The sequence below is a fragment of the Microbacterium sp. Root280D1 genome (assembly GCF_001428975.1).
Classification (GTDB): Bacteria; Actinomycetota; Actinomycetes; order Actinomycetales; family Microbacteriaceae; genus Microbacterium.
The window spans coordinates 487,897-501,331 of record NZ_LMJK01000001.1; the positions used below are offsets into that span (position 1 = coordinate 487,897).

General features: G+C 69.1%; 13 protein-coding genes. 5 read left to right on the top strand and 8 right to left on the bottom strand.

Annotated elements, in window-relative coordinates:
• Positions 1 to 304 precede the first annotated feature (304 nt).
• From ASE34_RS02460 to ASE34_RS02470, 3 genes are all read right to left on the bottom strand, one after another.
• On the bottom strand, positions 305 to 508 hold the full coding sequence (locus tag ASE34_RS02460; RefSeq protein ID WP_042540715.1) for a helix-turn-helix domain-containing protein: 204 nt from the start codon (positions 506 to 508) through the stop codon (positions 305 to 307).
• Positions 508 to 996: a DUF2975 domain-containing protein gene (locus tag ASE34_RS02465; protein ID WP_053098445.1), complete on the bottom strand. Its 489-nt coding sequence runs from the start codon at positions 994 to 996 to the stop codon at positions 508 to 510. Before ASE34_RS02465 ends, ASE34_RS02460 begins: the two co-directional genes overlap by 1 nt.
• An 834-nt stretch (positions 997 to 1,830) precedes the next feature.
• Positions 1,831 to 3,045 carry an MFS transporter gene (locus ASE34_RS02470; protein WP_056276177.1) on the bottom strand — a complete coding sequence of 405 codons (1,215 nt, stop codon included), beginning with the start codon at positions 3,043 to 3,045 and terminating at the stop codon, positions 1,831 to 1,833.
• A gap of 85 nt (positions 3,046 to 3,130) precedes the next feature.
• On the opposite strand from ASE34_RS02470, the gene ASE34_RS02475 reads away from it, so the two are divergent.
• Positions 3,131 to 3,436, top strand: coding sequence for an ArsR/SmtB family transcription factor (locus ASE34_RS02475; RefSeq protein WP_056276180.1), 306 nt, complete (start codon positions 3,131 to 3,133; stop codon positions 3,434 to 3,436).
• Between the two features lie 31 nt (positions 3,437 to 3,467).
• Here the strand turns inward: ASE34_RS02475 and ASE34_RS02480 are convergent, their stop codons facing one another.
• Together ASE34_RS02480 and ASE34_RS02485 are read right to left on the bottom strand one after the other, a co-directional pair.
• On the bottom strand, positions 3,468 to 4,226 hold the full coding sequence (locus ASE34_RS02480; RefSeq protein WP_056277649.1) for an SDR family NAD(P)-dependent oxidoreductase: 759 nt from the start codon (positions 4,224 to 4,226) through the stop codon (positions 3,468 to 3,470).
• A 1-nt stretch (position 4,227) separates the two neighbouring features.
• Positions 4,228 to 4,506: a helix-turn-helix domain-containing protein gene (locus ASE34_RS02485; protein ID WP_056277652.1), complete on the bottom strand. Its 279-nt coding sequence runs from the start codon at positions 4,504 to 4,506 to the stop codon at positions 4,228 to 4,230.
• A gap of 78 nt (positions 4,507 to 4,584) precedes the next feature.
• On the opposite strand from ASE34_RS02485, the gene map reads away from it, so the two are divergent.
• Positions 4,585 to 5,355 carry a type I methionyl aminopeptidase gene (gene map, locus ASE34_RS02490; protein WP_056276184.1) on the top strand — a complete coding sequence of 257 codons (771 nt, stop codon included), beginning with the start codon at positions 4,585 to 4,587 and terminating at the stop codon, positions 5,353 to 5,355.
• A 6-nt stretch (positions 5,356 to 5,361) separates the two neighbouring features.
• Here the strand turns inward: map and ASE34_RS02495 are convergent, their stop codons facing one another.
• The 3 genes from ASE34_RS02495 to ASE34_RS02505 all read right to left on the bottom strand — a co-directional run bounded on the left by ASE34_RS02495 (position 5,362) and on the right by ASE34_RS02505 (position 8,593).
• Positions 5,362 to 6,891: a glycosyltransferase family 2 protein gene (locus ASE34_RS02495; protein ID WP_056276187.1), complete on the bottom strand. Its 1,530-nt coding sequence runs from the start codon at positions 6,889 to 6,891 to the stop codon at positions 5,362 to 5,364.
• Positions 6,892 to 7,031: 140 nt separating this feature from the next.
• Positions 7,032 to 8,219, bottom strand: coding sequence for an RNA polymerase sigma factor (locus tag ASE34_RS02500; RefSeq protein WP_056276190.1), 1,188 nt, complete (start codon positions 8,217 to 8,219; stop codon positions 7,032 to 7,034).
• Positions 8,216 to 8,593 carry a YciI family protein gene (locus tag ASE34_RS02505; protein ID WP_056276191.1) on the bottom strand — a complete coding sequence of 126 codons (378 nt, stop codon included), beginning with the start codon at positions 8,591 to 8,593 and terminating at the stop codon, positions 8,216 to 8,218. The genes ASE34_RS02500 and ASE34_RS02505 overlap by 4 nt, the downstream gene beginning before the upstream one ends.
• Positions 8,594 to 8,758: 165 nt before the next feature.
• Between ASE34_RS02505 and ASE34_RS02510 the strand changes: the two genes are divergently transcribed.
• The 3 genes from ASE34_RS02510 to ASE34_RS02520 all read left to right on the top strand — a co-directional run bounded on the left by ASE34_RS02510 (position 8,759) and on the right by ASE34_RS02520 (position 13,290).
• On the top strand, positions 8,759 to 9,346 hold the full coding sequence (locus tag ASE34_RS02510; RefSeq protein ID WP_053098452.1) for a PadR family transcriptional regulator: 588 nt from the start codon (positions 8,759 to 8,761) through the stop codon (positions 9,344 to 9,346).
• A 24-nt stretch (positions 9,347 to 9,370) separates the two neighbouring features.
• Positions 9,371 to 11,059: an ABC1 kinase family protein gene (locus ASE34_RS02515; protein WP_053098453.1), complete on the top strand. Its 1,689-nt coding sequence runs from the start codon at positions 9,371 to 9,373 to the stop codon at positions 11,057 to 11,059.
• A 155-nt stretch (positions 11,060 to 11,214) separates the two neighbouring features.
• Positions 11,215 to 13,290 (top strand): BCCT family transporter, encoded by a 2,076-nt coding sequence (locus ASE34_RS02520; RefSeq protein ID WP_230101229.1) that lies wholly within the window; start codon positions 11,215 to 11,217, stop codon positions 13,288 to 13,290.
• The last annotated feature ends 145 nt before the right edge of the window (positions 13,291 to 13,435 follow it).

A 13,435-nucleotide genomic window follows, 5' to 3' on the forward strand; every position in this document is an offset into this window, starting at 1 on the left:
CCTCCGGGGGGCTCGACGCCCGGCATCCAGTGCTGTCCTTCTCTTGCTGGCCATCGTCGATGCGGAGGAGATCTGCGATGCGGAGGGCCGTATCGACGAGGTCATCCTCCCGTGTGCTGTTCTCCTCCGCACCGTAGGAGCTCGATACCCGCCGCGTCGAGGTGTCGCAGCGCGCGGCCCGAGCACTGCGAAGGAGAAATGCGCTTCCGAAGGAGGGAATCCCGGGATCAGGCCTTCTGAAGCGCAGAACTCCTCCGTTGCGTGGGTGTGTGGGTGCGTGGGTGCCGCGACGAAAAAGGTCCCCTCACGCCTCCCAGCGCAGGATGTCGCCAGGCTGGCATTCCAGCACTTCGCACAGTGCGTCGAGGGTCGAGAACCGCACGGCTTTCGCCCGCCCGTTCTTCAGCACGGCCAGGTTCGTCGGCGTGATCCCGATGCGCTCGGCCAGCTCGCCGACACCCATCTTGCGTCGCGCCATCATCACGTCGATGTCGACGACGACGGGCATCAGATGACCTCGTTGTCGAGCTCGGACCGCAGCGCCTGCGCCTCGACATCGCGGTCGATCGCCTGCCGCAGCAGCGCCTTCATCACAACGACCAGCAGGGCGACGCCGGCGAGCACCACGCCGGCTCCGCCGATGAGCGCGACGAGACCCGGAGCTGCCGAGCCCGGAGCGAGGATCGCCGCGAGGATCCACAGGAGAGCCGCGGCCACGAGGATCGCTCCGATGATCACGTCGATGTAGCGGAACGACGAGGTCGAGAAGATCGATCCGCGACGCACCTTCGTGAGCAGTAACCACACGCAGATGCCGAAGACCTGCAGAGTGCCGACCCCGAGGACGACGATCGACACGAAGGCGATCCGTCCCCACAGCTCTTCGTCGGCGAGGTCGAGCCACAGCAGCGGCACGATGAGCGCCTGTACGGCCACGGATCCGACCAGCGCTAGCGCGATCACGACCCGCAGCACGATGATCGTCGACTTGGCCATGACTCCACCTCTCATCGAACAACAGCAGAAATCTATCGTTAATCGTTCGATTGAGCAAGGTGGATGTGCGGGGCGCGTTCGATGCGGAGGAGATCTGCGGAAGGGAGGATCAACTTCGCGAGTTCGTCCTCCGGTGCGCAGATCTCCTCCGCTACGCAGATCTCCGCCGGTGCGCAGATCTCCTCCGGATGCGGGGCCGCGCGCTCGGAAGGGGATCGCGCATAACGAAGGAGATATCGGCCACATCCCTCCTTCGAGGCGAGAGATTTCCCTCGCAGTGGGAGTGGATGCCGGGGCCGCGCGCTCGGAAGGAGATCGCGGCTACCGAAGGAGGTGTCGGCGACATCCCTCCTTCGAGGCGAGAGATTTCCCTCGCAGTGGGGGTGGGTGCCGGGGCCGCGCGCTCGGAAGGAGATCGCGCATAACGAAGGAGGTGTCGGCGGCATCCGTCCTTCGGGGCGAGAGATCTCCTTCGTACTGGGGGTGGATGCGGGAGGGCAGCGCGCGCTCGGAAGGAGATCGCGGCTACCGAAGGAGGTGTCGCCGTCATACCTCCTTCGAGGCAAGAGATTTCGCTCGCGGTGGGGGTGGATGCCGGAGGCGGCGCGCGCTCGGAAGGAGATCTCGGCTACCGAAGGAGGTGTCGGCGGTATCTCTCCTTCGGAGTGAGAGGTCTCCTTCGCAGTCGGTGGGATGCTGGCGGCAGCGCGCGCTCGGAAGGAGATCGCGTCTACCGAAGGAGGTGTCGGCGGTATCTCTCCTTCGGAGTGAGAGATCTCCTCCGCAGCGAGAGACCCCCTTCGGCGCGAGAGACCTCCACCCCACAGAGAGCAGCTACTCCGCCCGACGCACCCGCAGCACCAGTGCGATGAGCGCGAGCGCGATGACCGCGACGCCGTACCCGACGCACACGGCGCCGAGTCCGAAGACTCCGACCAGCATCCCTGCGATGACTGCGGGCACGCCGAAGGCAAGGTAGGCGAGCAGGTAGATCACGGCGAACGTGTCGGCGCGGTCGGTCGGGGGGATGCGGGGTGCGAGTGAGGCGACGACTCCCGAGAAGGCGGTGCCGAATCCCATGCCGGTCACGGCGGTCGCGGCGAGGTAGAACGGAAGCGACCCGGTCGCGAGCGCCCAGAGCGACAGCGCGGTGCCGACGGCGAGGGCCGCGGTGCCGAAGATCACCGAGGTGCGCGGGCGCCGGTTGCGGAAGAGGAATGCGGTGACCGCGCCGACGCCGGCCAGCATCGCGACCGCGAGTCCCTGCCAGACGTGCGCCTCACCGCCGAGCTGGGTGCGCACGATGTTCGCGCCGAGTGAGAGGAAGAGTCCACCCGTAGCCCAGCCGGCGATGATCGCGGGGGCTCCGCGCCAGAAGTCCGAGCGGATGCCGGCCGGCACCGACAGCCGGAAGCTCAGCGACGCGAGTGCTCCCGGCCGCAGCGGAGCGGTCTCGGGTGCCAGGAAGAAGAGCCCCGCGAGCACGATGTACACGGCGGTCAAAGGTGCGAACACGTCGAGCAGCGGCTGTCCGGTCACGTCCAGCGCGATGCCCGAGACGAGCGCGCCGAGGGCGAGGCCGATTCCGGGGCTGAGCGCGTTCCACAGTGCGGCGACCCTCGAACGGCCACCGGGGGCGAGGTCGAGTGCGGCGGCCGAGAGGGCGGCGATGAGTACGCCACTCGCCGCACCCTGCAGGATGCGGGCGAGCATGAGCGTGGCGACCGTATCGGCATGCCAGAACAGCACCATGCTCGCGGCGAGCACCAGGAGACCGCCGATCGCGACCGGTCGCCGCCCGACATGGTCGGAGAGCGAGCCTGCGGTGAGCAGGGCGAGCAGCAGGGCGACCGCGTAGACGGCGAAGACGGCGCTGATGACGATCGCGTCGAATCCGATCTCTGCGGCGAGCACGGGGTAGAACGGCGATGGCGCACTCGCGCCCATCATCATCGCGATCTGCGTCACGACGGCCAGCGTGAAGCCGAAGCGCGGGCGACGGATCCGAGGTGCCGTCGCGGTCGTGTCGATCGGTGACGTGGTGGTCATGAGTGCTCCCGCGGTATCGGTTCGAGATTCATCGAACTATCGGAGCGTACTCGCGATTCCGCGATTGTTCAACTATTCTCGAACCATGCCAGGCGAACTCCCGCACCCCGAGCGATCCGAGATCCAGCTCACCGATGTGCTCTTCGCCCTCAGCGACCCCGAGCGTCTGGCGATCGCGCGACAGCTCGCCGACGGCCCGCTCGACATGGCCGAATGCCGCGCGACCGACCCGAACCTGCCGAAGTCCACCAAGTCGCATTTCATGAAGGTGCTGCGCGAAGCGGGCGTGATCCGCAACGAGCCCAACGGCCGGCGACGGATGCTGACGCTGCGCCGCGCAGAGCTCGACGAACTGTTCCCCGGCCTGCTGGAGTCCGTGCTGCGTTCCTGACCCGCAACCGCCCAGGCGAGAGCCCACCGCCTCAGCGGAAGTACGACGCGCCGTTCAGGTCGAGCACCGTGCCCGATGCCCACACCGCGGTGGGCGAGGTGAGATAGGCGACGGCATCCGCCACCTCTTCGGGCGTGCCCACCCGGCCGAACGGACTCTGACCGCGGATGCTGTCGCCCTGCTCTCCCTCGAGCTTCGCCGTCTGCCGGTCTGTCGCCACCATTCCCGGAGCGACCGAGGTGACCGAGATGCCGTGGGGTGCGAGCACCAGCGCCATCGACTGCCCGAACGCCTGCAGCCCTGCCTTCGTCGCGGCGTACGCGGGGTGGTCGGCCTCTCCGCGGAACGCGCCGCGTGACCCGACGTTGACGATCGATCCGCCGCTGCCCCGCTCGATCATGTGCTGAGCGACGAGCATCGTGACGTTCGAGGCGCCGAGCAGGTTCACCGAGGCCATGGCAGACCAGGCGCGCTGCCACTCGGCATACGTCGTCGAGTCGACGCGATGCTCGTTCGCCGTGCTCGGGGCCGCGGCCGCATTGTTCACCAGGATGTCGAGTGAACCCAGGGCTGCGATGCCCTCCTCGACCACGCGCTGCGCCTCCGCCGGATCCCCGAGGTCGCCGCCCACGATCGCATGGTTCGAGCCTTCGAGCGAGGCGAGGGTCTCTTCCGCGGCCGCGCGATCGCGGCCGTAGTGCACGACGACCCGGTCGCCCCGTCGGGCGAAGGCCTGCGCCACTGCGCGGCCGATGCCGCGCGAGCTGCCCGTGATCAGCGCATGCGCCATCTCAGGACGCGACCTGCGTGCGACCGACCGCATGCACCGCCGGCTCGATCTCGGACCACACCGAATCCAGCGAGAGGTGCAGCACGCCGGCGATCGCGGCGATGGTCGAGAAGGCGGGGGTCGCCACGCGACCCGACTCGATCTTGCGCAGGGTCTCGGGCGAGACCCCCGCCTCGAGGGCGACGCTCAGCATCGATCGCTCACCGCGCGCTCGCCGCAGCAGCGCGCCGAGGCGCTCGCCCCGCTCGACCTCGGCGGGAGTCAGGGGCATCCGAACCATCATGTGCCCATTGTAATACCGGGATAGTATTACCGGGATAGTTATTGGAACGACCGACGGCGAGCTGTGGAGAACCCCATGATCGAGATCCTGAACCGCGACGAACTGGCTCGTGCACGAGACGCGGGCGCCCTCGTCGGCGGCATCCTCCAGTCCCTCAAGGAGCGAGCCGCGGTCGGGGTGAACCTGCTCGACCTCGACCGCTCGACGAAGCAGATGATCGAGGATGCCGGTGCGCAGCCCTGCTACGTCGATTACGCCCCCTCCTTCGGCCGGGGGCCCTTCGGCCACTACGTCTGCACTGCCGTGAACGACGCGGTGCTGCACGGGATGCCGCACGACTACGCCCTCCTCGACGGCGACCTTCTCACTCTCGACCTCGCCGTCACGCTCCGGGGCATCTCAGCGGATGCCGCCATCAGCTTCGTGGTCGGCGACGGTGCGGCATCCGCCGACCTCGACATGATCGACGCGACCGAGCGTGCGCTGGCCGCCGCGATCGCCGCAGCCCGACCCGGCGCGCGCATCGGCGACCTCTCCCACGCGATCGGCACGGTGCTCGGCGACGCGGGCTACCCGATCAATCTCGAGTTCGGCGGCCATGGCATCGGTTCGACGATGCACCAGGATCCACACGTCGCGAACGACGGACGCCCCGGCCGCGGCTACAGACTGCGCCCCGGCCTGCTGCTCGCACTGGAACCGTGGGTGATGGCCGACACCGACCGGCTGGTCACCGACGACGACGGCTGGACGCTGCGCAGTGCGACCGGATGCCGCACAGCCCACACCGAGCACACCATCGCCATCACCGAGACCGGGGCCGAGGTGCTCACGCTGCCGCGCTGACCCTCGTCACTTCGTGCGCGAGCCGCTCCGCACCCGACGCACAGCGCGGCCGGCCAGGTCCTTGAGCCGGCCGCCGGGGTACTGCCTGCGCAGCTCGACGGCGCCGCCGCGTCCTGCGACCGGCGTGCACGTGCGCCCGGCGAGCAGGGGTGAGCGTCCCGCGGCGGCGAGCGTCGCAGCATCCGCTCGGAGAGGGACGTCGAAGGTCCACCCCGCCCGTCGCACGGTCACGAAGAGCTTCGCCCCGCGCGACTCGTCGTCGGGCCGGAACACCTTCAGCGGGTCGATCGCGATGCGGAGGGAGTCGAGGCTGCGTGGGTGGAGGTTCGCCACGCGACGCTCGATCGCCGCGGCCTTGTCGCGCCACACCAACTCGACGTGGTCGTTGGACATCTCCCGCTTGGCTTCGAGAAGGCCGGTCGGAAGGCCGTCCATCGCGATCGGCAGTGACGTCATGACGCCCGTGCCCGGCTCGAACTCGAGTGCGTCCTGCCTGTCGCGGGTGATCGAGACATCGACGGTGAGATACAGTCCGCCGCCCCGCGACCACCGTGCCGACGTCACCACCGCCCGGCAGGTGAGCTCGGCCTCGAACCGCGCGAACGTCAGCAGGTCGGCGCGTCGATCGGCTCGCAGCAGTGCGGCCCGGATGCGGTTCGGAAAGGCCAGCCCCCCGTCGACGCCGGGTCCGAAGCGCCGTCGCGCGAGCGGGATGACGACGTCGAGCAGGCGCTGGCGATACTCCTCGGGGTACCCGGCGTACTTCTTGCCCGACACCCGCTTGAGGATCTTGCCGCGGAACCAGTGCCGCAGCAGCCGGTCGCGCAGTCGCCCCGGTTCGGTGTACCGCTCGACGAGATCGAGCACGGCCTCGAGATGCGGGAAGTACGTCTCGGGTTCGATCCGCGACGAACTGGCACTGCCCGCGTGCTTGACCCACGCGTAGCAGGGGCGGCTGGCGAGGATCGAGATCGTCGACGCCTCGAAGTACGCCCTCATCACGAACAGATGGTCTTCGAGGCGCACCTTGCCGTCGGGGAACCGGATGCGCTTCTCGCGCAGGAACGAGGTGCGGAACATCTTGTGCGGCGTCAGCATCTCGAGCAGCGGATCCTCGCCGAGGCGCGCACGGGGGATGTCGCGGCGGAAGATGCGACTCGGAAGCCGCCGGCCGATGCCGACCTCCCTGCCGACCACGACATCGGATGCATGCTCGTCGGCGTAGTCGCAGAGCGCCTCGAGGGCGCCGTCGTAGAGCCAGTCGTCCTGATCGACGAACTGGATGTACGTGCCGCGCGCATCGTCGATCCCATGGTTGCGCGGCGTTCCCGGCCACCCCGAATGCGGCAGATACGCGACGCGCACGTAGGGACGATCACGCGCGATCTCGACCAGTCGAGCCGCCGTCTCCTCACCGGAGCCGTCGTCGCAGAGCAGCACCTCGAACCGGCCGTGATCGAGCGTCTGCCGATCGAGAGACGCGATGAGCTCGTCGAATGCCGCTCCCGGACGGAACACGGGAACGACGACGCTCACTCTGATCGAAGTGGACGGTGGGGAAACGGCAGGGGAAGACGACATCGACGGCAGTCAAACATCGTCGGCTATGGAGCGCACGGGGCTTGCTTTCAGCGCCGTGTGCGTGCAGTGCGTGCGGCTTGTGCGCGCTGTGCGTGTCAGTGGGATCGTGCGTGGGCCGCCGCGCGGCCGCGGAGGAAGCCGATGACGCCGTCGTCGTCGGCGAGCGCGATCGCCCGCGCGTAGGCCTCGCCGGCATCCTGTCCGGCCTCGGCGAGCAGCCCCGCCCGAGCCGCCCAGTACGGCTGGAATCCCTCTGCATGGGCCGGAAGTGCGGCGAGGCCCGCCTCGGCTCCGTCGATGCGCGCGGTGACGACGGCGGCCGCGACCCGGGCGCCGAGGGTCGGAGCGACCGCGAGAAGCGCGGCGTACAGCATCCGCAGCGAGTCCCAATCGGTCGCCCCCGTGCGCAGCCGATCGCAGTGCACCGCCTGGATCGCCGCCTCGAGCTGGAATCGTCCCGGCGCACCGGTCGGCCGCGCTCGCCGCAGGTACGCCTCGCCCTCGGCGATCAGGGCCGCATCCCAGGTCTGAGGATCCTGCTCGTCGAGGGGGATGAACTCGCGAGAGCGCCGCACGAGAGTCAGCGTCGTGAGGGCGGCCAGCCCCCACGCCTCGGGCTCGTCCTCGAGGAGACCCGCCAGAGTGGCGGCCAGGTACTGCGCCTCGCCCGCCATCGACTCGGCGTCGCCGCGCCAGGTGAGCGCGGCGCATCCGTAGACCGCCTCCAGCACCGCGGGCAATCGTTCGGGCATCGAGCGGCGGTCCGGAATCGCGAACGGGATGCGGGCATCTCTGATGCGTCGCTTCGCCCGCACCAGGCGCTGTGCCATCGCCGTCGCCGGAACGGCGAACGCGCGCGCGACCTCGGCCGCCTCGAATCCGAGCACGGTCTGGAGCATGAGCGGCGCGCGCACGGCAGGGTCGATCGCCGGATGCGCGCACACGAACAGCAGCTCGAGTCGCTTGTCGCCGATCGCGAGCGGATCGTGGTCGGCGAGCGGATCGACGCGAGCGCTCTCCTCGGCGAGGGGAGCGGATGCCGTCGCCGCGGCCGACTTCCACACGTCGCGCAGCCTGTTCCTCGCCACGGTCATCAACCACCCTTCCGGGTTGTCGGGCACTCCGGCATCCGGCCAGCGCCGCAGCGCCTCTTCGAACGCTCCCGACAGGGAGTCCTCGGCGAGCGCGAGGTCGCCGGACCGCGCCGCGAGCAGCGCGACCAGCCGGCCGTAGGAGGTCCGCGCCGCACTCTCTGCAGCGGCCCGGACCCCTTCGGGGATCATCGGTTCGGAGTCCAGACGCCGTCGACCGTGAACACGGCACCCGGGCGGATCTCGACCGCACCCCAGAACGCCGGCGGGGCCTGGCGGGCGAATCCGATCGCGGCATCCAGGTCGGGCACGTCGATGACGACCGTGCCGCCGAGCTGCTCTTTCGTGTCGGCGAACGGGCCGTCCTGCACCTGCAGCGCGTCATCGCGCACGCGAACGGTGGTGCTGACGGCCGACGGCTGCAGAACCTCAGCCGAGACGAGCACCCCTGCCGACTGCAGGGTGGCGGCGTAGCTCGCGAATGCGGCCTGGCCCTCTACGAGCGCCTCGGCGCCCAGAGTCTCGGCATCGAGCTCTTCGTAGTGCAACAGCAGTGTGTAGCGCATGTCTCTTCCTCACTGTTCGACGGTCAGCGTACAGAGAGATGACGATCGAGCAGCAGGCCGATCGACACATCCGCCGAAGTTCACCTCTCGGGCCGAGACTCTCACCCCACACTCAGCCTTAACGATATATCGTTGACTATCGCTCACCACTTCCGGGAGGTCATCATGAACAACGCATTCCCCTCGAACCCGTTCGGCGGATCCGGCTTCGGCTCGGGCCAGGGCGGACCCGCATCCGCGATCTTCGATGCCATGGAGCAGCTCCGCAAGTCCTTCGAGCAGCGCCCCAGCGGCGGCTCGCGCATGGCGAAGGGCGACGTCCGCACCGCGGTGCTGTCGCTGCTCACCGAGAAGCCGATGCACGGCTACCAGATCATCAACGAGATCGCCGATCGCAGCGGCGGGTCGTGGAAGCCGAGCGCAGGCTCGGTCTACCCCACCCTGCAGCTGCTGGCCGACGAGGGCCTGATCGAGGCTCAGGAGCAGAACGGTCGCAAGACCTACTCGCTCACCGAGGCCGGCCGCGCCGTCGCCGCCGAGCACACCGAGACCCCCGCCCCGTGGGAGTCGCAGTCGAAGAGCGAGGGCTCGCACGACAACCCCCGCTACAGCGCACTGCCGAAGGCGGGCGTCGACCTCGCGGCGGCAGCCGCGGCCGTCGGTCGCAGCGGCAGCACCGAGCAGGTGCAGCAGGCGGTCGAGATCCTCGACGAGGCCCGCCGTAGGCTGTACTCGATCCTCGCTCAGGACTGATCGCACACGACACAGGGACGACACATGACGGATGCTGCGGCGCAGGGCGCCCATCGTGCCCGGTACCGCCGCATCCTGTCGTTCGCGGCGCGCGAGTTCCTCAAGGTCTGGTGGTTCGAGCTCGTGCTGCCGCGCTTCGGCATGAGCTCGATCGCCGAGCGCACCCGGGCGCCGCGCATGCAGCGCTTCGCGAAGCGGTTCCACGTGCTCGCGGTCGAACTCGGCGGCCTCATGATCAAGGTCGGGCAGTTCATGTCGTCGCGCCTCGACGTGCTGCCGCCCGAGATCACGAAGGAGCTCGAGGGACTGCAGGACGAGGTCCCGGCCGTGCCGTTCGCCGACATCCGTGCGGCCGCCGAGGCCGAACTCGGCCGTCCGCTCGCTGAGGCCTACGCCTGGTTCGATGAGACGCCGGTGGCTGCCGCATCCCTCGGCCAAGCGCACCGGGCCCGCCTCTCCGCGCAGGATGCCGTCGACACCGGTCTCGGCGACGTCGTCGTCAAGGTGCAGCGCCCCGGCATCGACGAGATCGTCGCGGTCGACCTCGCGGCTCTGCGCCGCGTCGCCCGCTGGGCGATGCGCGTGCGACTGGTCGCCGATCGGGTCGACGCTCCCGGCCTCGTCGAGGAGTTCGCGCAGACCAGCCTCGAGGAGATCGACTACCTGCACGAGGCCGCCAGCGCCGAGCGCTTTCGTGAGAACTTCGCCGGCGACCCGCGCGTCAGCGCCCCCGAGATCGTCTGGGAGCGGTCGACCCGGCGCGTGCTCACGCTCTCGGACGTCACCGCGATCAAGATCAACGACACGGATGCTCTGCGGGCAGCCGGCATCGATCCGGCCGAGGTCGCCGACGTGTTCGCCGAGGTCATGTTCGACCAGGTGTTCACGCACAGCTTCGTGCACGCCGACCCGCACCCGGGCAACATCTTCGTGACACCCGAGGCCGACTCGACGACCGGGCGCAACTTCCGCCTCACCTTCATCGACTTCGGGATGATGGCCGAGGTGCCCGACAACCTCCGCGACGGTCTGCGCACCCTGCTGATCGCGGTCGCCGGCCGCGACAGCCGAGGCCTGGTCACCGCGGCCCAGGAGATCGGCGTGCTGCTGCCCTCCGCCGACACCGCCGAGCTCGAACGGGCGCTCCGCGCGCTGTTCGCCCGCTTCGGCGGCATGGGCTTCGCAGAGCTCAGCAAGGTCGACCCTCGGGAGTTCACCGACTTCGCCGACGAGTTCGGCGACATGGTGCGCTCGCTTCCGCTCCAGCTGCCCGAGAACATGCTGCTGCTCATCCGTGCGGTGTCGCTGACCTCGGGCATGTGCTCGAGCCTCGACCCGTCGTTCAACGTGTGGGACGCCGCCGAGCCCTACGCCGGCCGCCTGCTGCGCGACGAGTCGGGCAACCTCATGCAGGACATGGCGCAGCAGGCCATGGAGACCGCCGCCGTCACCTACCGCCTGCCGAAGCGGATCGACGCGATCATCACCCGCGTCGACGACGGCAACGTCACCTTCGACACCTCGGCCCTCGAGCGCCGCCTCGACCGGCTCGAGGGCATCGCCCGCCGCATCGGATCGGGCGTGCTGTTCGCCGCGATGCTCGTCGGAGGCGCGCTGCTCGTCACGCCGCTGCCGCCGCTCGGCATCACCCTCATCTGCGTCTCGGCGCTGCCGCTGCTGCACTCGGTGTTCGGCGGCCGTCGCTCGCGCTGATGCGCCCGGAGTGCTCGCGCTGATGCGCCCGGGTGCTCGCGCTGACGCGCCCGGAGAACCCGGAGCATCCGGCATCCGCCCGGCGTGTAGGGCCCCGGAGCGCCGCGGATCGACCCGTTCATCTGGCCTTTCCGTCCAGGTCGCAGAATGCCGGCATGGGAGAATGGGTTCTCATGGACACTCCGGACGAGAAGACGCCCACGAGGAACGACCCTCCGAAGACCTCCACCGCCGCGATCAGGCAGGCCGCGAAGGCCACCGAGGCCGCGCAGAAGATCGTGCGCGACATCGCCGCGGTTCCGCCGCGCGGCGTGCACCCGGCGCTCGTGCCCGGCGTCTCGGTCGAAGAGACCGGACGCACCTACCGCACCGATCCGCTCGTCTTCGGCATCGCCGTCGCGCTGACCCTCGCGTTCATCGCGTGGGGCGTGTTCGCGGGTGACAACCTCTCGGGCACGACCTCGACCGTGCTCGGGTGGGTCGTCGAGTACTTCGGCTTCTTCTTCACCACGATCGCGACCGTCATCCTCGTCTTCATGCTCTTCGTCGGCTTCAGCCGCTACGGACGCATTCCCCTGGGCCGCGACGACGAAGAGCCCGAGTTCTCGATGTTCTCGTGGATCTCGATGCTCTTCGCCGCCGGAATGGGCATCGGTCTCGTCTTCTGGGGCGCCGCCGAGCCGCTCACCTTCTTCGAGAACCCGCCGCCCGGAACGGTCGAGGCGAACACCCTCGAGGCCATGCACACGGCGCAGGCGCAGGTGCTCTACCACTGGGGCCCGCAGGCGTGGGCCTTCTACGCGCTGGTCGGCGGCGCGATCGCGTACGGCGCGTTCCGTCGTGGCCGCACCCCCCTGATCTCGTCGATCTTCGCGCCGCTGCTCGGCGAGGGCCGCACCACCGGACCCCTCGGTCGCACGATCGACATCTTCTCGATCATCGTCACCCTCTTCGGCACCGCCGCGTCGCTCGGCCTGGGAGCCCTGCAGATCGGCCACGGCGTCGAGATCGTCAGCGGCATCGGCGAACTCGGCAACGGCGTGCTCATCGCGGCCATCGCCGTGCTCACCGCCTGCTTCATCGCCTCGGCGGTCTCGGGCGTCTCGAAGGGCATCCGCGCGCTGTCGAACATCAACGCGGTCGTCGCGCTGCTGCTCGCATTCTTCGTCTTCTTCGTCGGACCGACGCTGCTGATCCTCAACGTCATCCCCTCGGTCGCCGTGCAGTTCCTCGGTGACCTGCCCGAGATGGTCGCGCGGTCGGCCTCGCAGGGTGACGAGGCGCAGATGTTCCTGTCGAGCTGGACGATCTTCTACTGGGCATGGTGGATCTCCTGGTCGCCGTTCGTGGGCATGTTCATCGCCAAGATCTCGCGGGGCCGCACGCTGCGCCAGTTCGTCTCCGTCGTCATCCTGGTTCCGGCCGCCATCTCGCTCATCTGGTTCGCGATCTTCGGAACCACGGCGATCCAGCAGCAGATGAACGGCGCAGGACTCACCGTCGACCCGCCCGAAGAGGTGCTCTTCGGCGTTCTCGAGAACCTGCCGTTCCCGCTGATCACCAGCATCGTGCTCATCCTGCTGATCTCGATCTTCTTCATCACCGGCGCCGATTCGGCCTCGCTCGTCATGGGCACGCTCTCGCAGCAGGGCCGCCCCGAGCCGTCGCGCTGGGTCGCCGTCGTCTGGGGAGTCCTGGTCGGAGTGATCGCGGCGGTGCTGCTCGTCACCGGCGAAGAGGGCAGCGGCCTGAAGTCGCTGCAGAACGTCACGATCATCGCGGCGCTGCCGTTCGCCGTGATCATGGCCTTCATGATGGTCGCGTTCATGAAGGATCTGCGACGCGACCCCATGATCCTGCGCGAGCGCTATGCCCGCATGGCCGTTCGCCACAGCGTCATGGCCGGACTCGAGGAGTACGGCGACGACTTCGCGCTCGTGCCTGTCGAGTACGACCACTCCGAAGACGACCTCGCCTGGATCGATGAGGCCGACGTCGACGACAGCCTCGCCGAGGTCTACGCGACCGCGACCGAGGCGATCGACATCATCCCGGATGCCGGTGGTGGCGCTGCGGATGCCGGCGCCGATGCCGGCGATGCGAGTCCGGCCGGAGATGCGAGTGCGACCGGCGACGCGAGTGCGGCCGGCGATGCGAGTGCGGGTGCGGCTGCGGACGCCGGGTCGGATGACGGGGGCGACCCTGCGGGCCTCGCCGAGCGTCCTTCCTGACGTCAGTCGCATTGTTGACCCCGCCCGCGCCGCCCCCGGCCCGGTGCGGGGTCAATAACGCATCCGAATCGGCCGTTTCCGCTGCGAAAGTGGCCCCGCACGTGAGTCCCGATGCCGAAGTGGCCCCGCATACACCTCGCGCGTG